20 protein-coding genes are annotated in these 19,944 nt (G+C 71.8%); 8 read left to right on the plus strand and 12 right to left on the minus strand.

Translation table 11 applies throughout. The features are described 5' to 3' along the window. Positions 1–41: 41 nt before the first annotated feature. The 3 genes from ACWGPE_RS09315 to ACWGPE_RS09325 all read right to left on the minus strand — a co-directional run bounded on the left by ACWGPE_RS09315 (position 42) and on the right by ACWGPE_RS09325 (position 3,301). Positions 42–1,118, minus strand: a complete 1,077-nt coding sequence (locus ACWGPE_RS09315) for a threonine aldolase family protein (protein WP_231429529.1) — start codon at positions 1,116–1,118, stop codon at positions 42–44. Between the two features lie 180 nt (positions 1,119–1,298). Beyond that, complete coding sequence (locus ACWGPE_RS09320) at positions 1,299–2,420, minus strand: ABC transporter permease (RefSeq protein WP_275505142.1); 1,122 nt, start codon at positions 2,418–2,420, stop codon at positions 1,299–1,301. Further along, positions 2,417–3,301, minus strand: a complete 885-nt coding sequence (locus ACWGPE_RS09325; RefSeq protein WP_231429531.1) for an ABC transporter ATP-binding protein — start codon at positions 3,299–3,301, stop codon at positions 2,417–2,419. Before ACWGPE_RS09325 ends, ACWGPE_RS09320 begins: the two co-directional genes overlap by 4 nt. 273 nt (positions 3,302–3,574) lie before the next feature. Here ACWGPE_RS09325 and ACWGPE_RS09330 point away from each other — a divergent pair, with 273 nt between their 5' ends. The 3 genes from ACWGPE_RS09330 to ACWGPE_RS09340 all read left to right on the plus strand — a co-directional run bounded on the left by ACWGPE_RS09330 (position 3,575) and on the right by ACWGPE_RS09340 (position 8,535). Then, positions 3,575–4,903 (plus strand): MFS transporter, encoded by a 1,329-nt coding sequence (locus ACWGPE_RS09330; protein WP_231432236.1) that lies wholly within the window; start codon positions 3,575–3,577, stop codon positions 4,901–4,903. A 4-nt stretch (positions 4,904–4,907) separates the two neighbouring features. Next, the gene (locus ACWGPE_RS09335; RefSeq protein ID WP_452048560.1) at positions 4,908–5,540 is read left to right on the plus strand and encodes a M23 family metallopeptidase; all 633 of its coding nucleotides are present in this window, start codon (positions 4,908–4,910) and stop codon (positions 5,538–5,540) included. Positions 5,541–5,829: 289 nt separating this feature from the next. Beyond that, positions 5,830–8,535, plus strand: a complete 2,706-nt coding sequence (locus ACWGPE_RS09340; RefSeq protein WP_452048561.1) for a CocE/NonD family hydrolase — start codon at positions 5,830–5,832, stop codon at positions 8,533–8,535. 71 nt (positions 8,536–8,606) lie between these two features. On the opposite strand, the gene ACWGPE_RS09345 is transcribed toward ACWGPE_RS09340, so the two are convergent. The 6 genes from ACWGPE_RS09345 to ACWGPE_RS09370 form a co-directional block, all read right to left on the minus strand. Next, positions 8,607–9,185 carry a dihydrofolate reductase family protein gene (locus tag ACWGPE_RS09345; protein ID WP_231429534.1) on the minus strand — a complete coding sequence of 193 codons (579 nt, stop codon included), beginning with the start codon at positions 9,183–9,185 and terminating at the stop codon, positions 8,607–8,609. Then, positions 9,185–9,697, minus strand: a complete 513-nt coding sequence (locus ACWGPE_RS09350; protein ID WP_275505145.1) for an SRPBCC family protein — start codon at positions 9,695–9,697, stop codon at positions 9,185–9,187. The genes ACWGPE_RS09345 and ACWGPE_RS09350 overlap by 1 nt, the downstream gene beginning before the upstream one ends. Next, positions 9,694–10,032, minus strand: a complete 339-nt coding sequence (locus tag ACWGPE_RS09355; protein ID WP_231429536.1) for an ArsR/SmtB family transcription factor — start codon at positions 10,030–10,032, stop codon at positions 9,694–9,696. Before ACWGPE_RS09355 ends, ACWGPE_RS09350 begins: the two co-directional genes overlap by 4 nt. Positions 10,033–10,106: 74 nt before the next feature. Further along, complete coding sequence (locus ACWGPE_RS09360; RefSeq protein ID WP_452048562.1) at positions 10,107–10,904, minus strand: response regulator; 798 nt, start codon at positions 10,902–10,904, stop codon at positions 10,107–10,109. Then, positions 10,901–12,286, minus strand: coding sequence for a sensor histidine kinase (locus tag ACWGPE_RS09365; RefSeq protein ID WP_452048563.1), 1,386 nt, complete (start codon positions 12,284–12,286; stop codon positions 10,901–10,903). The genes ACWGPE_RS09360 and ACWGPE_RS09365 overlap by 4 nt, the downstream gene beginning before the upstream one ends. Before the next feature lie 139 nt (positions 12,287–12,425). After that, positions 12,426–13,082 (minus strand): HAD-IA family hydrolase, encoded by a 657-nt coding sequence (locus ACWGPE_RS09370; protein WP_452048564.1) that lies wholly within the window; start codon positions 13,080–13,082, stop codon positions 12,426–12,428. Positions 13,083–13,329: 247 nt separating this feature from the next. On the opposite strand from ACWGPE_RS09370, the gene ACWGPE_RS09375 reads away from it, so the two are divergent. Both ACWGPE_RS09375 and ACWGPE_RS09380 read left to right on the plus strand, forming a co-directional pair. Continuing rightward, entirely contained in the window at positions 13,330–13,845 is a 516-nt protein-coding gene (locus ACWGPE_RS09375) for an EXPERA domain-containing protein (RefSeq protein ID WP_452048565.1), read from the plus strand. A gap of 4 nt (positions 13,846–13,849) precedes the next feature. Further along, positions 13,850–14,659 (plus strand): aminoglycoside adenylyltransferase family protein, encoded by an 810-nt coding sequence (locus ACWGPE_RS09380; protein WP_452048566.1) that lies wholly within the window; start codon positions 13,850–13,852, stop codon positions 14,657–14,659. 61 nt (positions 14,660–14,720) lie between these two features. Here the strand turns inward: ACWGPE_RS09380 and ACWGPE_RS09385 are convergent, their stop codons facing one another. Next, the gene (locus tag ACWGPE_RS09385; protein WP_452048567.1) at positions 14,721–15,560 is read right to left on the minus strand and encodes a PIG-L deacetylase family protein; all 840 of its coding nucleotides are present in this window, start codon (positions 15,558–15,560) and stop codon (positions 14,721–14,723) included. Between the two features lie 174 nt (positions 15,561–15,734). Next, positions 15,735–16,118 carry a phage holin family protein gene (locus ACWGPE_RS09390; RefSeq protein WP_452048568.1) on the minus strand — a complete coding sequence of 128 codons (384 nt, stop codon included), beginning with the start codon at positions 16,116–16,118 and terminating at the stop codon, positions 15,735–15,737. A gap of 51 nt (positions 16,119–16,169) precedes the next feature. On the opposite strand from ACWGPE_RS09390, the gene ACWGPE_RS09395 reads away from it, so the two are divergent. The 3 genes from ACWGPE_RS09395 to ACWGPE_RS09405 all read left to right on the plus strand — a co-directional run bounded on the left by ACWGPE_RS09395 (position 16,170) and on the right by ACWGPE_RS09405 (position 19,165). Further along, positions 16,170–17,486 (plus strand): MFS transporter, encoded by a 1,317-nt coding sequence (locus ACWGPE_RS09395; RefSeq protein ID WP_452048569.1) that lies wholly within the window; start codon positions 16,170–16,172, stop codon positions 17,484–17,486. A gap of 107 nt (positions 17,487–17,593) precedes the next feature. Next, entirely contained in the window at positions 17,594–18,262 is a 669-nt protein-coding gene (locus ACWGPE_RS09400; RefSeq protein WP_452048570.1) for a DUF4232 domain-containing protein, read from the plus strand. A gap of 147 nt (positions 18,263–18,409) precedes the next feature. Continuing rightward, complete coding sequence (locus ACWGPE_RS09405) at positions 18,410–19,165, plus strand: hypothetical protein (RefSeq protein ID WP_452048571.1); 756 nt, start codon at positions 18,410–18,412, stop codon at positions 19,163–19,165. A gap of 7 nt (positions 19,166–19,172) precedes the next feature. Here the strand turns inward: ACWGPE_RS09405 and ACWGPE_RS09410 are convergent, their stop codons facing one another. Next, entirely contained in the window at positions 19,173–19,835 is a 663-nt protein-coding gene (locus ACWGPE_RS09410) for an SDR family NAD(P)-dependent oxidoreductase (RefSeq protein WP_231429547.1), read from the minus strand. Between the last annotated feature and the right edge of the window lie 109 nt (positions 19,836–19,944).

Consider the following 19,944-nt stretch of genomic DNA (forward strand, 5'->3'; position numbering starts at 1 on the left):
GCATCCGCAGGGGATGCCGCGCCCTCGTGGCGTCGACGGGCCTACGCCGCCGCGAGCTCCTCGCGGATGCCGGCGACGAACGCGTCGATGTCGGCCTCGCTCGTGTCGAACCCGCACATCCAGCGCACTTCGCCGCGTGCGGCGTCCCAGTCGTAGAAGCGGAACCCGCGGTCGCGCAGCTTGTCGGCGACACCCTGCGGCAGCGTCGCGAACACGCCGTTCGACTGCGTCGCCTGGCTGAAGCCGAGGCCCGGCAGCTCGCCCGCCGCGATGCCCGCGTCGAGCGCGTCGCGCAGGCGCGAGGCCATCGCGTTCGCGTGCGTCGCGTTGCGCAGCCACAGGTCGCCCTCGTAGAGCGCGATGAGCTGCGCCGAGACGAAGCGCATCTTCGACGCGAGCTGCATGTTGAGCTTGCGCAGGTACTTCAGGCCCTCGGATGCCTCGGGGTTCAGCACCACGATCGCCTCGGCGCCGAGGCATCCGTTCTTGGTGCCGCCCACGCTCAGCACGTCGACGCCCGCGTCGCGGGTGAACGCGCGCAGCGGAACGCCGAGCGTCGCGCCCGCGTTCGACAGGCGCGCGCCGTCCATGTGCACCTTCATGCCGAGCGAGTGGGCGTGCTCGGTGATCGCGCGCACCTCGTCGACGGTGTACGCGGTGCCGAGCTCGCTGGTCTGCGTGATCGACACGACGAGCGGCTGCGCCCGGTGCTCGTCGCCCCAGCCCCACGCCTCCTCGTCGATGAGCTCGGGCGTGAGCTTGCCGTCGGGCGCGGCGACCGTGAGCAGCTTGATGCCGCCGACGCGCTCGGGCGCTCCGCCCTCGTCGGAGTTGATGTGCGCCGTCTTCGCCGAGACGACCGCGCCCCAGCGGGGGAGCATCGACTGCAGGCCGGTCACGTTCGCACCGGTGCCGTTGAACACCGGGAACGCCTCGACGCCCTCGCCGAAGTGGTGCGCGAACACCTGCTGCAGGCGCTCGGTGTAGACGTCCTCGCCGTAGGCCACCTGGTGGCCGTCGTTGGCCGTCTGGATGGCGGCGAGCACCTCGGGGTGCACGCCCGAGTAGTTGTCGGAGGCGAAGCCGCGGAAGGTCGTGTCGTGGAGCGGAGAGTTCACCGAACCATCCTCGCATCCGCGGGCGGGCAGGCATCGTGACGCCGGGCGCACGGAATCGGCGCATTCGCGCCGACGACGCACGGATGCCTCGCGCCGGCGCACGACGTGAAGCGGGCGGATGCCTCGTGTCCCCCGACTCCGAGGCATCCGCCCGCGGCCTGTGCTGCGCGAGCGGGCCGGCTACCCGCGCAGGGCCTCGGCGAGCGGCACGCGGGCGCCCGTCTTGAGGAGGGAGTTGCGGTAGATGCGCTCGCCGATCGCGACCGCGAGCGCCGTCGTCGCGACGAGGATCACGAGCGACACGATGGGCTCCCACCACTCCGCCTGGCCGAGGAAGATGCGCACCGGCATGCCGACGGGCGCCGAGAACGGCACGTAGCTCATGATGCCGAGCACCGTCGGGTCGTCGAAGAAGAACACGACGAGGAAGTAGGGGATCATCACGAGCATCGTGACGGGGGTCGTCACCGACCCGATGTCCTCCGAACGCGACACCATCGCCGCCGTCGCGGCGAAGAGGGCGGCGAGCATCACGAAGCCGATCGCGAAGAACACGACGAACCAGGTCACCGAACCGCCGAGCCCGCCGAGCAGCACCTTCTGGCCCGTGAGCATGAGCCCGAGGATCGCGAGCACCGCGATCGCGAGGATCTGCCCGAACGCGAGCACGCTGTTGCCGATCACCTTGCCGGTGAGCAGGGCACGCGCCGACACGGTCGACAGCAGGATCTCGACGACACGGGTCTGCTTCTCCTCGACGACCGACTGCGCGATCGTCGTGCCGAACGTGAGCGCCGACATGAAGAACACGATGCCGAAGCCGAAGGCGACGAGATAGGCGAGGCCGGGGTCGACGGCGGCCGGGTCGAGCAGCTCGACGCTCGGGTGCACCGAGAGCGCCTGGACCACGCCCGTCGGCGTCTGGTCGAGCCCGATGACGGTGATGCCGAGGGGGTCGACCGTCTGACCCTGATGAGCGCCTGGCTCGGGCACGACGATCGCGTCGACCTCGCCGTCGCGCAGCAGCTGCTCGCCGGCGGCCTCGTCGTCGACGGGCACGGCCTCGAGCGCGTCGCTGCCGGCCACGGCATCGGCGGCGGTGCCCACCACGGCGACCTTCGTCGGCTCGGACTGCCCGCCGAAGAGGCTGCCGAGCACGACCGAGGCGAGTACGGCGAGCATGAGCACGCCCGTCGAGATGAGGAAGGCCTTGCTGCGCAGGCGCATCGTGATCTCGCGACCCGCGATGAGCGAGACGCTGTCGACGAAGCTCGGCGCCGTCGGCCGGTTCGCGCCGCTCATCGCACGACCTCCTTGAAGATCTGGGCGAGCGTGGTGTGCTCGCGGCTGAAGCTCACGACCTCGCCGCGGGAGACGGCCTCGGCGAGCACGGACTGGCGCGAGGCATCCGAATCGGCCTCGAACACGGCCCAGCCGCCGTCGAAGTCGGCGACCTCGATGCCCGGCCGTTCGCGCAGCCAGCCGAGGTCGCCGCTCGTCAGCAGCTCCCAGCGCTCCGATCCGTGCGCGGTGCGGAGCTCGTCGCGCGTGCCCGACGCGGCGATGCGTCCGTTCGCGATGATCACGAGGTCGTCGCAGAGCCGCTCGACGATGTCGAGCTGGTGCGAGGAGAAGAGCACGGGCACGCCGGTCGCCGCGACGTCGGCCAGCACGGCCTGCACGGTCTCGACGGCCATCGGGTCGAGCCCCGAGAACGGCTCGTCGAGCACGAGCACCTCGGGGCGGTGCACGAGCGCGGCGGCGATCTGCGCACGCTGCTGGTTGCCGAGCGAGAGCGACTCGATCGTGTCGCCCTGCCGTTCGCCGAGGCCGAGGCGCTCGAGCAGCTCGACCGCGTTGCGGGTCGCCGCCTCGGTGCTCCAGCCGTGCAAGCGGGCGAGGTAGACGGTCTGCTCGAGCACGCGCATCTTCGGGTACAGGCCGCGCTCTTCGGGCATGTACCCGAATCGGCGGCGGTCGGTCGCGGTGACGGGCTCGCCGTCGAGCGTCACCGTGCCCCCGTCGGAGGCGAGCACGCCGAGGACGATGCGCATGGTCGTCGTCTTGCCGGCGCCGTTGCCGCCGACGAAGCCCGTGAGGCGGCCGTCGCCGACGGAGAACGAGACGGCGTCGAGCGCGAGGCGCTCGCCGTAGCGCTTGGTCACGTCGTGGAGTTCGAGCATGCCCTCACGGTACGGATGTCCCGGGGCCGGCGGCATCCGCCGGCCGACGGGTTTCCCGGCTCCGTCGCGTGGGGGAGGTCGTGCCGCGAGGGGGTTATGGATGTCGGCGGCCGCGGTTACCCTCGCAGGGTGGGCGAACGGCTCGACGGAACCGAGACGGACCGGCAGGCGACGGCGGCGGCGTCGCCGGCCGGCGAGATCACGCCTGCGGGGGTTCCGCCGCAGGCCGAGGCGCCGACGTCCGCGTCGCAGCCCGAGCCGCCGGCGAACGGCATGCGCACCTTCCTGCACGTGCTCGCCAACACGATGATCGCGAACGTGACGACGAGCTTCCTCTGGTTCGCGCTCACGTTCTGGGTCTACCTCGAGACGAAGTCGGTGCTCGCCACCGGCATCATCGGCGGCGCGTACATGCTGCTCATCGCCGTCTTCGCGATGTTCTTCGGCACGATCGTCGACCGGCACCGCAAGCACCGGGTCATGGTGTTCTCCAGCCTCGTCACGCTCGGCTCGTTCGGCATCGCCGGCGTGCTGTACCTGCTGCAGCCCGAGTCGGCGCTCGTCGACCTCGGCGGCCCGTGGTTCTGGGCGTTCTCCGGCATCATCCTGTTCGGGTCGGTGGTCGAGAACATGCGCAACATCGCCCTCTCGACGACGGTGACCCTCCTCGTGCCCGTCGAGCGCCACGCCAACGCGAACGGCATGGTCGGCACCGTGCAGGGGCTCTCGTTCATCGTCACGAGCGTGTTCAGCGGGCTCGCGATCGGCCTGCTCGGCATGGGGTGGACCCTCGCGATCGCGATCGCGATGACGCTCGTCGCGCTCGTGCACCTGATGTTCGTCCGCATCCCCGAAGAACGTCCGGTCGCCGAGGACGGCCGGGCCCCCGCGGTCGACCTGCGCGGCAGCATCACCGCGATCCGGGCGGCGCCCGGACTCTTCGCACTGATCATCTTCTCGACGTTCAACAACCTCATCGGCGGCGTGTACATGGCGCTGATGGACCCGTACGGCCTGACGCTCTTCCCGGTCGAGGCGTGGGGCGTCGTGCTCGGCGTCACTGCGACGGGATTCATCATCGGCGGGCTCGTGATCGCCAAGTGGGGACTCGGGCAGAACCCCATCCGCACGATGCTGCTCGTCGTGATCGGCATGGGCCTGCTCGGTGCCCTGTTCACGATCCGAGAGTGGTGGGTGCTCTACGGGCTCGGCATCTGGGCGTACATGTGCCTCATCCCGGTGGTCGAGGCGGCCGAGCAGACGGTGATCCAGAAGGTCGTGCCCTTCCGCCGGCAGGGGCGGGTGTTCGGCTTCGCGCAGGCCTTCGAGGCCGCGGCCGCGCCGATCACGGCGTTCCTCATCGCGCCGATCGCCCAGTTCTGGATCATCCCGTACATGGACTCGCCCGACGGGCAGGCGACCTGGGGCTGGCTGCTCGGCGACGGCGAAGCCCGCGGCATCGCGCTCGTGTTCTTCTTCGCGGGGCTCGTCATGGTCGCACTCGCGCTCGTGGCGTTCACGACCCGCTCGTACCGCATGCTCTCGGCCGAGTACCAGACCGGCCTGCCCGACGCGGCGACCGTGCCGCCCGAGCGGCGGTGACGCGGTGCCGCCCGTCGACCTGCGATATCCGTTCGAAGGGCGCTGGCTCACGCAGCACAGCCCCGCCGACCGGGTGCCGAGCCATGGCACCGCCGAGTTCGCCACGTCGTACGCGATCGACTTCGTGCCCGTCGGTGCCGACGGGCGATCGGGGGCGATCACGCTCGCCTCGCTCGTGCGGCCCGAACCGGCCGAACGCTTCCCGGGCTTCGCACGTCCGATCCTCTCGCCCGTCGCAGGCGTGGTCGTCGCCACCCACGACGCCGAACCCGATCACGACGCGTATCGCGGGGTGCCGTCGATCGGCTATGCACTGGGGCAACGCCGTCGTGCGAGCCTCGGGTGGCTCGCCCTGGCCGGCAATCACGTCATGATCCGGGCCGAGGGCGGCATCGTGGTGCTGTGCCACCTGCAGCGAGCGAGCGTGAGCGTACGAATCGGGCAGGCCGTGCGGCCCGGTGAGCAGGTGGGCCGGTGCGGCAACTCCGGCAACAGCACCGAGCCGCATGTGCACCTGCAGGTCGTCGACCGGCTCGACGTCGTGCATGCCCGCGCAGTGCCGATCACGTTCGGCGGCTGGTTGCCGCGCAACGGCGAGGTCGTCGACGCGGACCAGAGCGTTCGGTCCAGCCGATAGCGCAGGCCGACGACCCCCACCGGGGTGACGAGCCGCCGTTCCACGTGCCGGTGTTCGTGCTCACGCACGCACCGCGTCCGTCGATCGAGATGGCGGGCGGCACCACCCTCCGCTTCCGCGACGCGTCACCCGCGGAGGCGCTCGCCGAGGCGACCCGCGCCGCGGGCGGTGCCGACGTGCCCATCGGAGAGGCCGGGCACGCGTGCCGCGCCCGGCCTGCTGCAAGTTTGTTGAACATTCTCGGCCGAATTCCTAGCGCCGGCGTCCACCGCGACGGTAGACAGAGGGCATGTCACCGCTCACTACGGTTCAACTGCCGCCCGCGCGTCGTCGACGCCGGGCCGCCGGCATCGTCGCCGGACTCGCCGTCGCACTCGTCGGCACCCTCATGTTCCCCACCACGGCCGTCGCCGACGACGTGCCCGAATTGAGCATCGTCGACGGCGTCACCGCGCCGGTCTTCGACTACACGCAGGCGATCAGGGAGCGCGTGCTCATCCCGGTCGCCGGCGTCGACCAGGACCTCGACGGCGTCGACGACGTCACCGCGATCGAGATCATCCGTCCCGCCGAGAGCGACGCCGGCCTCAAGGTGCCCGCCATCATCGACACGAGCCCGTACTACACGACGCTCGGCCGCGGCAACGAGTCCCAGCTCATCGCCGACGTCGACGGCGACGGCCTCAACGACCAGTGGCCGCTCTTCTACGACAACTACTTCGTGCCCCGCGGGTACGCGATGATCCTCGCCGAGATGGACGGCACCGCGAACTCCACCGGGTGCCCGATGCACGGCGGGCCGGGCGACATCGAGAGCATGAAGGTCGTCATCGACTGGCTGAACGGCCGCGTCGCCGGCCACTACGCCGACGGCACCGCCGCCGTCGCCGACTGGGACAACGGCAAGGCCGCGATGATGGGCAAGTCGTACGACGGCACCCTCGCCAACGGCGTCGCGGCGACCGGCGTCGAGGGCCTCACGACCATCGTGCCGATCTCGGCGATCTCGTACTGGTACGGCTACTCGCGCACGGGCGGCATCGCGCACAACACCAACTATCCGGCGAGCCTGTCGAACACGGTCACGAACCCCGATCGCCGCCCGCTGTGCGCCCCGGTGCGCGCGAACCTCAGCGCGATCGACGGCGATGAGACCGGCGACGTCAACCCGTTCTGGGCGGAGCGCGACTACCGGCTCGACATCGACGATGTCCGGGCGTCGGTGTTCCTCGCGCACGGCCTCAACGACGACAACGTGCGCATGAGCCAGGTGGGCGAGTACTGGGAGGCGCTCGGCGAGCACGACGTGCCGCGCAAGATCTGGCTCGCGAAGGTCGGCCACACCGACCCGTTCGACTACAACCGCGTCGAGTGGGTGTCGACGATCCACCGGTGGTACGACTACTGGCTGCAGGGCATCGACAACGGCATCATGGACGAGCCGGTGGCCACGGTCGAAACCGACCCCGAGGTCTACGAGGAGGTCGCGAGCTGGCCGGTTCCCGGGACGACCGGGGTCGAGGTGCTGCTCGGCGGGACGACCCCCGGGGCAGCCGGCGACCTCCGACTGCAGCCCGGTGACGGCGCCGCGACCGCGACCTTCACGGGGCCGTCCGGATCCATCTCGGAGGGCAACGCGATCAACGCGCCGGAGGGGTCGCAGGCGAACCGTCTCGTCTTCCTGTCCGAGCCGCTCACGAGCGACCTGCGGATCTCGGGCACGGCGCGGGTCGAACTGACCGCTTCGCTCGGCCAGTCGCAGGCGAACCTCAGCGCGCTCCTCGTCGACTACGGCACCTCGACCCGCACCTCCCGGAGCGGCGAGGGCGTCGTGAACACGACCGAGCGCACCTGCTGGGGCGCCGAGAGCGCGAGTGACGACGCGTGCTACCTCGAGGTCGACCGTCGTTCGCAGACGACCGACGTGTGGCGCGCCGCACGCGGGGCGCTCGACTCGTCGAACCGCTTCTCGCTGGCCGACGGCGAGGCCGTGCCCGTGACGCCGGGCGAGGCGACGGCGTTCGACTTCCCGCTCGAACCGTACGACACGACGTTCGCCGCCGGTCACCGCATCGGCGTGGTCGTCACGACGAACTTGTCGGGCTACAGCATCGGGGGGACGGCCAACGCGAGCGTGACGGTCGACACGGCCGTGAGCCGCATCGTGCTGCCGGTCGTCGGCGGGCCCGCCGCAGCGGCCGCGTCGGGCGCCTTCGGCGTCGTCGACCCGGTGTCGCTCGCGTTCGACCTCGGCGGCCACGGCGAGGCGATGCCGCCGCAGGCGGTCGCGTACGGCTCGGCGCCCGTCGAGCCGGCTGCGCCGAGCGAGCACGGGTGGGTGTTCCAGGGCTGGTTCGCGGATGCCGCGCTCACGACGCCGTTCGACTTCGACGCGGTGCTCGTGGACGACGCCGTGGCGTATGCGAAATGGGCGGACGTGGCATCCGTCGCCGTCTCGCTCGAGGTGACCCCGAGTGAGACCTCGGTCGACAAGGGCGACTCGGTCGAGCTGGCCGTCGAGGCGCTCGATGCCGACGGTGCGCCGATCGGCGACGTCTCCGACCTCGTCGCCGTGACGAGCTCGGTGGCGACCGACGTGGTCGACGGAGCCTCGGTCGAGCTGCCGGCCTATGCGGGCGAGCACGTGCTGACCGCGACGCTCGGAGCCGCGTCGGGGTCGGCGACGGTGACGGTGCGCCCCGGTGCGCCGGTCGCCGTCGAGGCGCCGTCGTTCACCGGGACTCCCATCCCGGGGGCGACGCTCACGGCCGATCCCGGCGTATGGGACGTCGACGGCGCCCGGTTCAGCTACCGGTGGACCGCCGACGGCCGGACCATCCCGTGGGCCGACGGCGCCGCCCTCAAGGTGAACCCGTCGATCTCGGGCAAGGAGCTCGTGCTCACGGTCACGGCACGCGCGCCCGGCCTGCCGGCCGGGACGGCGTCGTCCGAACCCGTGACGGTGCTGCCCAAGCCGCACGGCTTCCAGCCCTGAGCACGTTCCGCCCCTGAGTGCCCGGAGGTCGGGAGGCCCATGGCTTCCCGGCCTCCGTGGCGCGACGGCGCTCAGCGCACGCGATAGCGCAGGCTCACGACCCCACCGGGGCGTTCGGCGACGCGGTCGAGCGTCAGGCCCCGGTCGGTCATCGCGGTCGGCGTGAACGATCGACCGTCGCCGAGCAGCACCGGCACGATGCGCAGGTGGAGCTCGTCGACGAGACCGGCCGCGAAGAGGGCGTCGGTGAGGACGAGACTGCCCCACACGATGGTCGTGTCGAATCGCTGCTTCACCTCGGCGGTGCGCTCGGCGCCGTCGCCCGAGAGGATCTCGATCCGGCCGTCGCCCCACGGCGCCTCGGCCAGCGTGTTCGAGACGACGAGCTTCGGCAGCCGATCGATGAGCCCGGCGACGTGCTCGACGGCGGGGTCGGCCTTCGGCCAGTAGTCGGCGAACATGCGGTACGTCGTCGCGCCGAACAGGATCGCGTCGGCCTGCGAGACGTAGGCGAGCTGCTCGGCGTCGTTGAGCTGGGGCTCGCCGTCGTCCCCGGTCGGGATCAGCGCCTCGAAGAACCCGATGCCGCCGTCGGGGTCGGCGGCGTACCCGTCGGCCGTCACGACCTGTTCGACGATGAGGCGGCCCATCAGCTCGCCTCGCTTCCCGACGACGGGCCGGCCCCGTCGAGGTGTTCGGTGAGCACGTCGAACGCCGAGTCCCACCCGTCGTAGACGTTGTCGTCGCCCGCAGCGCCGGCGATCCCCATGAGGTGGAACAGCATCTCGGTGCGCTCGCCGGGGAGTTCGCGGAGGGTCACCGTGATGACCGGCGCGCCGTCGTCGGGATCGCCGGGCGAGCCCCAGGTCATGACGAGGCGCTTCGGGGCGTCGAGCTCGCGGTAGACACCGGCGGTGGGGTACTCGGTTCCGTCGGGCGCGACCATCGTGTACCGGTAGCGACCGCCGACACGTGCGTCGAGGTCGATGCTGCCCGGCTTGATCGTGACGTCGCGCGGGTGCCACCACTCGGCGGCGTCGGCGCGCTCGGTCCATGCTCGCCAGACGAGTTCGCGGGGTGCGTCGAACACGCGGGTGATCGTGAACTGCGGGCGTTCGGCGGAGCCGGAGGCATCCGTCGTCGTGGTCTGGTACTCGGTCATTCCGAATTCTCCTTCATGGTGCGGAGGTGCTCGGCGAGCAGGTCGAAGCGGTCGTTCCACTCGCCGCGGTGTCGTTCGACCCACGCGGACGCCTCGTCGAGGGGCTCGGTGCGGAGGGTGCACGTGCGCCACTGGGCCGTCGCGGTGCGCTCGATGAGGCCGGCGCGTTCGAGCACCTTGAGGTGCTGCGAGATCGCGGGGCGGCTCATCGTGAAGGGCTCGGCGAGCTCGCCGACGGTCGCCGGGCCGACGCGCAGGCGCGAGAGCATCGCGCGGCGGGTCGGGTCGGCGAGCGCCTGGAACACCGCGCTCAGCTCGTCGTTCGCCTCGACCAATGTAAGCAACTCCGTAATTAATGAATTGCTTAACCATAGGTCGGTCGTGGGCGTGCGTCAACCCCGACCCGGAATCAGCCGCGCGGGCGCACCACGCCGTGCTCGTACGCGTAGACGACGGCGTGCACCCGGTCGCGGATGCCGAGCTTCATGAGCACCTTCGACACATGCGTCTTCACGGTCGCCTCGCCGACCCACAGCCGTTCGGCGATCTCGGCATTCGAGATGCCCTCGGCGAGCAGTTCGAGCACCTCGCGTTCGCGGTCGGTGAGCGTGAGCAGGGCGGGGGATGTCGCGGTCGAGGTGCCGGAGCGCGCCGCCGGCTGCCCGTCGACGCCGTCGCCGGAGGCGCCGCGGTCGGCGACGGGGTCTGCGAACGTCTCGAGTCCGGAGCCCGGTTCCCCCTGAGCCGGTCGAGCGGTCGAAGGGTCGCCGCTCCTCGGCCGGCCGGGTCGTGCCGCCTCGATCACCCGCCGTGTGACGTCGGGCGAGAGCAGCGCGTCGCCCCGGGCGACGACCTGCACGGCCTCGATGAGCTGCTCGGGGCTCGAGTTCTTCAGCAGGAACCCGCTCGCGCCCGCATCGAGCGCGGCGAACAGGTAGTCCTCGCGGTTGAACGTCGTGAGCACGAGCACGGCCGCGGTCGTCGCCGCGTCGGCCGTGATGCGCCGCGTCGCCTCGAGGCCGTCCATGCCGGGCATCTGCACGTCCATGCAGACGACGTCGGGGGCGAGTTCCGCGACCCGGTCGAGTGCAGCCCGGCCGTCGGCGGCCTCGCCGACCACCTCGATGCCGTCCTCCGAGTCGAGGATCGTGCGGAACCCCGCCCGCACGAGGCTCTGGTCGTCGACGACGAGCACGCGGATGCTCACGCGCCCACCTCCTCGACCCGCCGGAGCGGGAGACTCGCGCGCACGAGATAGCCGCCGCGGGCGCGCGGTCCGAGCTCGAGCGTGCCGCCGACGGCGGCGACCCGCTCGCGCATGCCCAGCTGGCCGAGGCCGGCCCCGGTCGAGGCATCCCCGCGTCGTGCATTGCCGGCGAGCGTGGTCGCCGTGCCCGTGTTCGTGACCTCGACCTCGAGCGCCGCGTCGGTCCAGCGCACCCGGACCTCGGCGGTCGCGGCGGCGCCCGCGTGCTTGCGCACGTTCGTGAGGGCCTCCTGCGCGATGCGGTAGGCGCTGAGGTCGACCATCTGCGAGATCGGTCGCGGCTCGCCGACGATCGACAGCGTCACCGACAGCCCGCCGTCGGACGACTCGGCGACGAGCTCGTCGAGGCGGGCGAGTCCGCGGGTGGAGGTGCTCGTGGCGGCCGCCTCGCCGACGCCGCCGCGGTCGTCGACCCCACCGGTGTCGCCGAGGTCGACCGGACCCGTGTCGCCGTCGCTGCGGAGCGTGCCGAGCAGCGCGTGCAACTCGTCGACGGCCTCGCGGGCGCTCGATTCGATCGTCGAGAGCGACGCGGCGGCCGCGGCCGGGTCCTTCGCGAGGACCCGGCGGGCGGCGCCCGCCTGCACGCCGATGACCGAGACGTGGTGCGCGACGACGTCGTGCAGTTCGCGTGCGATGCGCAGGCGTTCGAGCGCGACGGCCTGCGTGCGGGTGCGTTCGCGTTCGGCGGCGAGCTCGCCCGTGCGCTGCTCGAGCTCGGCCCGGGCGCGCGCCGACCGGTAGGCGTTGTCGCCGAAGTACCAGGCGCCACCGAAGAAGAGCAGGTTGGTCAGCACGTTGATGAGGCCGTACGCGACGTACGGCGAGAGTAGGCCGCCCTCGCGGGAGAGTTCGGGCAGGTGGTCCTGCATGGCCGAGTAGAAGATGAGCCCCCAGAACAGCCAGCCGAACATCACGACGACGATGACCGCGCGCACGATCGTCGCGATGCGGCGGCTGCGGCTCCAGGCGCCGACCGAGTAGATCGCGACGAAGAGTGCGATGTTCGAGAAGAGCGCCTCGCCGACGCCGGTCTGCCCGCCCGCGATGAAGACCGCGGATGCCACGAGCGCGACCGCCTCGGGCCACCGGCGCCGCGCGGCCAGGGGGAGGTTCATGCCGACCACCCAGAGCGCCGAGGCCCACCACGGCGTTCCCTCGCCCCAGCCGGTGGCCCGGTAGAGCACGACGCTGGCGGCGGTGCCGACGGCGAGCACGAGCGCCAGGACGAGGTCGTTGCGGTACCCGCGTCGGTCGGGGCGCGGCCGCACCCATTCCGCGCCCGGCGCGACCGGTTGCGCGTTGATCAGGGATTCGGGCATCCCTCCACGCTAGCGAGCCGTGGTCGCGGCGAGATCCGTCGTGCGGCGGAGATGGGGCGGTCCGGTGCTGCGGTGGTGCGACAGTGGGCGCGGGGTGCGCCCCGTCGCGGTCATCCGCAGCGCGGCTCGTCGCGGTGTCTCAGCGCTGCGTCAGCGTGATGGTGAACGTCGGCCCGTCGACGGTGACCCGCACGGTCGAGAGGTCGGCGACGAGATGATCGGCCCCATGCCGTTCGGCGAGCTGGCCGACGCCGACGACGCGCATGCCGGCCCGGTGGGCGGCGGTGATCCCGGCTCCGGAGTCTTCGAACACCACGCAGTCGTGCGGTGCGACGCCGAGCGCGGCGGCCGCCGCGAGGAATCCCTCGGGATCGGGCTTGCTCCCGGTCACGTTCTCGGCGGTGACCGCGATCGCGGGCATCGGGAGCGCGGCGGCCGCCATGCGAGCGGTCGCGAGTGCGAGCGTGGCCGACGTGACGAGCGCATGCGGCACCCCGGCGAGTGCACGCAGGAGGCCGGCGGCGCCGGCGACGGCGACGACGCCCTCGGTCTCGGTGGTCTCGCGCTCGAGCATCGCGCGGTTGTCGGCAAGGTTCTCGTCGACGGCTCGCGCCGGCAGCAGGATCGCCATGCTCGCGTGCGCCTGCCTGCCGTGGATCACCGGCAGGACGTCGGCCGGATCGAGTCCGTGCTCGACCGCCCAGTCGGTCCACACCCGCTCGACCACGGCGGTCGAGTCGACGAGCGTGCCGTCCATGTCGAGCAGTACGGCGGAGGCGCGGATCACGGTGGTCACGTGGGGAGGCTACACGCGGCGGTCGAGCGCTCGCCGCGGCGCCGATGCCGAGGTATCGACTCTGACCGTCGCCGACAGTGCCGCTGCCGCTGCCGCTGCCGTGCCGCCGCCGTCGTCGCCCAGCACAGGCAAGTGCTGCCGCGAGTCCTCCACAGGTGCTCGCTGCCGTCGCCGCACTTCGCCCGCGACCGGGCCCCGTGACGACACGCGTGCGCCACGAGGCATCCTCGTTGTACGCTCTCGACCCATGACGGCTGCCCCGACGTCCGCCCCGAACCTGCGCCTGCGCGAGCGCCCCTTCGACTGGTTCTTCATCGTGATCTTCTCGATCTTCACGATCACGAGCCTCATCAGCGACATGCTGCCGACCCTCGGCGTCGACATCTCGCAGCCGTCGTCGAACTTCTTCGTCAACTCGAACTACTGGTACGCGCACGACACCGATCCGCTGTTCGCCGAGCCGCCGAGGTGGATGCGCATCGTCACGGGGCTCTCGGCGTTCGTGTACATGCCGTTCTACATCCTGCTCGTGACCTCGCTCATCAAGGGCTGGAACTGGATCCAGCTGCCGAGCCTCATCTACGCGACCATGATCTCGACGATCACGGGCATCATCGTGTTCGGCGTCGAGTTCTTCGGCGAGCCCGAGTGGCAGACGACGAACCCGGTCAAGTTCCTGGCGTTCAACCTGCCGTACGTGCTCGTGCCGATCGTGCTGCTGGTGCGCATGCGCAAGCCGCTGCCGTTCACGAGGCGGTTCTGACGGGATGCCCCGTACCCGCCCCGGCGGCTCGGTCGATGCCGATCGCTCGCAGGTCGACGAGGTCGTCGCGCTCCTCGAGCGCGAGCTCGGCGGCGACCTCGTCGCCGCCTACCTGTACGGCTCGTGGGTGCTCGGCGGGCTCCGGCCGTCCAGCGACGTCGACGTGTTCGGCGTGCTGCGCCGACCGCTCACCGAGGCCGAACGTGCGGCCCTCGTCGACGGGTTGCTCGAGTTCTCCGGTCGGCGGGCCCGGCGCGGACCGGCCCGCCCGGTCGAGCTGACGCTCGCCGTGCACGACGAGCTGCGGCCATGGCGGTACCCGCCGCAGCGCGAGTTCCAATACGGCGAGTGGCTGCGCGACGGGTACGAGGCGGGCGGGATGCCACGACCCGGGTCCGACGCCGACCTGGCCGTGCTCGTCACCATGGTGCTGCAGCGCGGCATCGGCCTCCGTGGGTCCCCGGCGGTGGAGGTGCTCGACGAGGTGCCGCCCGGCGACCTGCGCCGCGCGATCGTCGAGGGGGTTCCGGGGCTCGTCGACGAGCTCGCCGACGACACCCGCAATGTCGTGCTGACGCTCGCCAGGGTGTGGCTGACGCTCGCGACCGGCGAGATCGTCGCGAAGGATGACGCGGCCGAATGGGCGGCCGGGCGCCTGCCGGCCGGGCATCGCGAGGTGGTGCTGCGCGCTCGGGCGATCTACCTCGGCGAGGTGCCCGAGGACGGCGGGGAATGGAGCGATCTCGCCGCTCGGGTCGCCCCGTGCGTCGAGCGGCTCGTGGCCGAGATCGCGGAGGAGACGGCGCGCGGGTAGGCGCGCGAGGTTTCGAGGAGCTCGCTGCGCTCCGCTCCGGCACCCGTTCGGGCCGACGCGCTCAACCGAGCGGCTCGGCCTCGAGGTCGCGCACGTGGTAGAACTCCTGGTCCCAGAGCAGGTAGATGAGCCAGGTCGGCAGGAGGTACGACTCCTGCATGAAGTTCGCCTGCGAGGCGTGGATCGTCCACCCCTCGTGCTTCTTCTGCACCGCGGCATCCATCGCGTAGTCGGGCTTCGGCTGGTTGGCGACGACGAAGGCGCCGGTCTCTCCGCCGAACGTCGCGAGCGCACCGGACGGGCTGATCGTGTAGACGAGGTGCTCGGGCCCGGCGTACGCGCCGCCCTCCTCCTCGAGCTTCGCGATCGCGAGCTCGGTGACGTGGCCCATCTGCATGTGGTCCTTGTGGCCGGTCGCGCCCGACCCGGGCCAGAAGGCGACGACGACGTCGGGCTCCACCCGCTTCATCTCGTCGGCGACACGGTCGACGAGCTCGTCCTCGTCGGCCTCGGGCACGCCGCCGTCGGGGTAGTCCCACACGACGTGGCGATCGACGCCGAGGTTGAAGCTGTTCTTCAGCGCCTCGGCCTTGCGGATCTCGCCGAGGTCCTCCTGCCGGGCGACGACCGGGGTCTGGTGTCCCGCCTCGCCCTGCGTCGCCGTGATCATCGCCGTGAACGCGCCACCCTCGTGCGCGTGCCAGAACAGGCCGTTGACGGTCTGCTCGTCATCGGGGTGGGCGAACACGCCGAGCACGCGGGTGCCGCCGAGTTCGTCGATGACCGAGTCGACGCCCTTCGCGGTGGGTTCGTAGAAGAGGTGGCGGCCGGCCCAGTAGAGTCCTCCGGCGACGGCGGCGAGGACGGCGACGACGATGAGCGCGACGGTGCGCTTGCGCATGGGTGGTGCCTTCGGGTCGGGATGCCTCGAGGCGGGGTCGCTCGGGCACGGAGGGCGGCGGCCAGCGGGGGGACACCCACGCGCCGTTTCGGGTGCGAGCATGCTAACCCGGCCGCCCGTAGGGGCCGAATCCGGCTCGGTTTCCGCCGAGGGCCCCGAGGCATCCGCGCGTGCTCAGGCCTTCTTGGCGGGCGCGATGCGCGGCAGCAGGTACTTGCCCGAGAGCCAGGCGGCGAGCGCGGTGATGATCCAGACGATGACGGCGGCGAGCACCCACGGCGCGACGCCGTCGAACGTGATGCCGTCGCCGAGGGAGGCGACGAAGAGGGCGACCGCGGTCGAGATGAGTCCGGCGACACCCGCCACCGCGGGGGCGCCGCGGTGGAAGAGGGTCTCGACGAGCCACTCGAGGAGCGCCTGCACGGCGGCGAACACGATGATCGCGACGAGGAACCCCGACCAGTGCAGGTGCATGCCCGGAACGAGCAGCGATGCGATGAAGAGGGCGAGGGCGGCGAGCAGGAGCGAGACGCCGAGCCGGATGAGGAAGCGCACCATGGCGTGAGCGTACCGCTTCCGTGCGGGGCCGGTCGGGAGGATGATGGGCGGGTGAGCGAGCCGACGGCGGTGACCCAGACGGCGCGACGGGTGCAGTCCGTCTACTTCACCCTGCTCATCGGCAACACGCTCGCGGCGTCGTTCATCTGGGGCGTGAACACGCTGTTCCTGCTCGACGCGGGCCTCTCGAATCTCGAGGCCTTCGCGGCGAACGCGTTCTTCTCGGTCGGCATGGTCATCTTCGAGGTGCCGACGGGGGTCGTCGCCGACACCCTCGGGCGACGCATGTCGTACCTGCTCGGCACCATCACCCTCGCCGCCACGACGGCCATGTACTACTGGCTCTGGGTGATCGAGGCGCCGTTCTGGGCGTGGGCCGTGGTCTCGGTACTGCTCGGCCTCGGCTTCACGTTCTTCTCGGGTGCGACCGAGGCGTGGCTCGTCGACGCCCTCACGGCGACCGGGTACACGGGCAGCCTCGAACGGGTGTTCGGCCGCGGCACGGCGCTCTCGGGCGCGGCGATGTTCATCGGCTCGATCACGGGCGGCGCTGTGGCGCAGGCGACCGACCTGGGCGTGCCGTTCATCATGCGCGCGGGCGTGCTCGTCATCATGTTCGTCGTCGCCGCCCTGCTCATGCACGACCTCGGGTTCACACCCGCGGGCCGTGCGCACCCGCTGCAGGCGACGAAGACGGTCTTCAAGGCGTCGCTGACCTACGGGCTCGGCCGCCCGCCGGTGCGATACCTCATGCTCGCGTCGTTCTTCACGACCGGCGTCGGCTTCTACGTCTTCTACGCGTTGCAGCCGTATCTCGTCGAGCTGTGGGGCGATGAGGAGGCGTACTCGATCGCCGGACTCGCGGCGGCCATCCTGTCGGGAGCCCAGGTGATCGGCGGCTACCTCGCACCGTGGGTGCGGCGTCGTTTCCGCCGGCGCACGACGACCGTCCTGCTGAGCCTCGTCGTGAGCACGGGCGTGCTCGTGGCACTCGGCCTCAACCGGAGCTTCTGGCTCGCGCTCCTGCTGCTCGTGCTCTGGGGCCTCGTCGACGCGGCCGCGGGCCCGGTGCGGCGGGCGTACCTCAACGACATGATCCCGTCGGCCCAGCGCGCGACCGTGCTCTCGTTCGACTCGCTGCTCGGCAGCGCCGGCGGTGCGGTCATCCAGCCCGTGCTCGGCCGGTCCGCCGACCTGTGGGGGTACCCGGGGTCGCTGCTCGTGAGCAGTGCGTTCCAGGTGCTCGCCGTGCCGTTCATCTGGCTCAGCCGCCGCCAGCAGTCGCCGGCCGACGTCGCGACGGGCGTCCCCGGCGAGGCGACGGCCGCCGATGCGGCCGAGCCCAAGGGCGGGCCGCAGGCCGACTGACCGGGACGCGTAGCGGTTGGGGCGCATCAGGGCCATCCCTCTTCCCGGTGGATGCCTCGGGGGTTAGCCTGTGGCGTCGGCGACGTCGCCGCGGTGAGGAGTGGGACATGTCGGTCAGGGTCGCACGCATCGTCGTCGCCCTCGGCGTGCTGCTGGCGGGTGCGATCGCCCTGAGCGGTTGCGCGGGTGCGACGTTCTCGGGCGACTCGAGGGGCGAGCCGACCGCCTCGAGCACGCCGGCCGCATCCGACTCGGCGACGACGGCTCCCGGCGCCGGCGCCGACGCCACCGGTTCCGCCGGCGACCCCGGCGTCGCCGAACGCGACCAGGAGCCGTTCTCGGACGACGCGTTCGCACTCCGTTGCCTCGACGGGCAGTTCGCGCTCGCGGTCGAACCGTTGCCCGACGAGTCGGGCGCCGGCTCCTTCGGGTTCAGCCTCGTCTTCACGAACATGTCCGACGACGCGTGCAGCTTCGACGGCTGGCCCGGCCTCATCGCGATCGCCGCCGACGGCGCCGAGGTGGGCATGCCCGCAGTCGCCGACGCCGGAACGTCGTCACTCGTCGTCGTGCCGGCCGGCGGCGTCGCGACCGCGCACGTCCGGGCGTCGCAGGCCGGCGCGTACGACTGCACGCCCGTCGACGCGTCTGGTGTCCGCGCCCGCCTCAGCCCCGACGGCGCCGACGCCGGGATCGACGCCGCGCACGCCATCACCGTGTGCGACGGCGACGGCGACGTCTCGACGATGACGATCTCGCCGCTCGTCGTCGGCTGACGTCGCCGGTCTCGCCGCGCCCGTATCGGCGCCCTGCGGAGGCGCATGAAACCGCCTGAGGGGGGTTGTACCCCGTTCGGGGGTCACGTAGCATGGCCGGACGCCTGAGCGCCGACCGGTTGCCGCGGCGCGACGAGGAGGTGCCGAGTGCGCAAGGTCCTCCTGCTGTGCGCCGCGATGGCCGTGCTGCTCGTCGGCTCGGTGTCGCTCGGCGTGGCCGTCGCGCGCACCGGCGCACCCGTGCTCTACGACGCCCGCGTGCAACCGGGGGCGGTCGACGAGCTCGACCCCGAGACGGGCACCGGTCCGCGCGTCCCCGGGGCGGACGCCGGCGACACGAGCGGTGCCGGCGAGGCGACCGCGGGCGACGACGATGCAGGTGCGCGCGGCACCGATGCGCCGGGCGGCCCGGGCGATCCCGGCAGAGGTCGAGGCCCGACCGAGCCGGTGCCGCGCCACTCGACGACGCCCGAGCCGAACGACCCGGCGCCCTCGCCCGGAACCTCGCCCGATGAACCCGGCGACGAGACGCCGCCACCCGCCGACCCCGTGCCCACGGCCGAAGAACAGGCGGCATGGCTGTCGTTCCAGCAGCTCGTGCGCGACTGCATGACGAGTGCCGGCTTCGAGTACCGCCACTGGAAGTGGTGGGAGGCCGAGTCGCCCGACCCCGAATCGCTCGCGCCGGCGATGCCCGACGACCTCACCGAGCCCGGGCAGGCCGCCTGGCGAGAGGCGCTCTACGGCACCGAGGGCGGCGAGGGATGCCTCGTGGTCGCCGTCGAGCACGACCAGCAGGAGTCGGCGACGCCCCCGCCGAGCGATGCCCCCGACGCCGGCGCGCCCGACGGCGAATCGTCCGGCGTCGAGGCGCCCCAGGGCGCCGAGGGCGTCGAGGGCTGAGCAGTAGTCAGGCGAGCGTCTCGACGCGCCCGTTCAGCTCCGAGGCATCCTTCGACCAGAGGGCGACGACCTCGTCGGCGAGCCGTTCCTCGAGGCCGGCGAGCCCCTTCACCCGGAAGGTGACGGCAGCACCTGCGGGCGCCTCCTTGGCGAGGCCGTGCGCGAGCGACTGCATCCACGACTCGCTCGCGGCCTTGACGGCCGTGTAGTTCGCACCGCCCGCGGTGGGGCGCTCGACGGTCGTCGAAGAGACGATGGCGATGCGGCCGGCGGGGGAGGCGATGAGGTCGTCCCAGAGCGCCCGGCTCACATGGCGCAGCGCCGAGAAGGAGCGCTCGAGCACGCGGTAGTCCTCTTCGGTCTGCCCCGGAATGCCTCCGCCGCCGCGCCATCCGCCGACGAGGTGGACGATGCCGTCGACGTCGCCCACGCGACCGTGCACGCGCATCGCGAGCGGCCAGACCTGCATCTGGTCGGTGAGGTCGGCGACCTCGGTCACGATGCCGGGCAGCTCCGCCGCCATCTCGTCGAGCCGGCCGCGGTCGCTGCCGACGGCGACGACGCGGGCACCCGCCTCGAGGAGCGCGCGGGCGACGGCCCGGCCCGAGGCGCTCGTGGCACCCGCGATGAGCACGGTGCGCCCTGCGGCGCCGGTGGGGTGGTCGGTCATGTGGGGCTCCTCGTCGAGCTGAGTGGAAGCGTGATCCAGGAGAAAGGAAGCTGCTCAGGACGAAACCGCAGATTCCGTCCTGAGCAGCGTACGTCTTCCTGAAACGGTG

The organism is Agromyces sp. NPDC055658 (assembly GCF_053618155.1).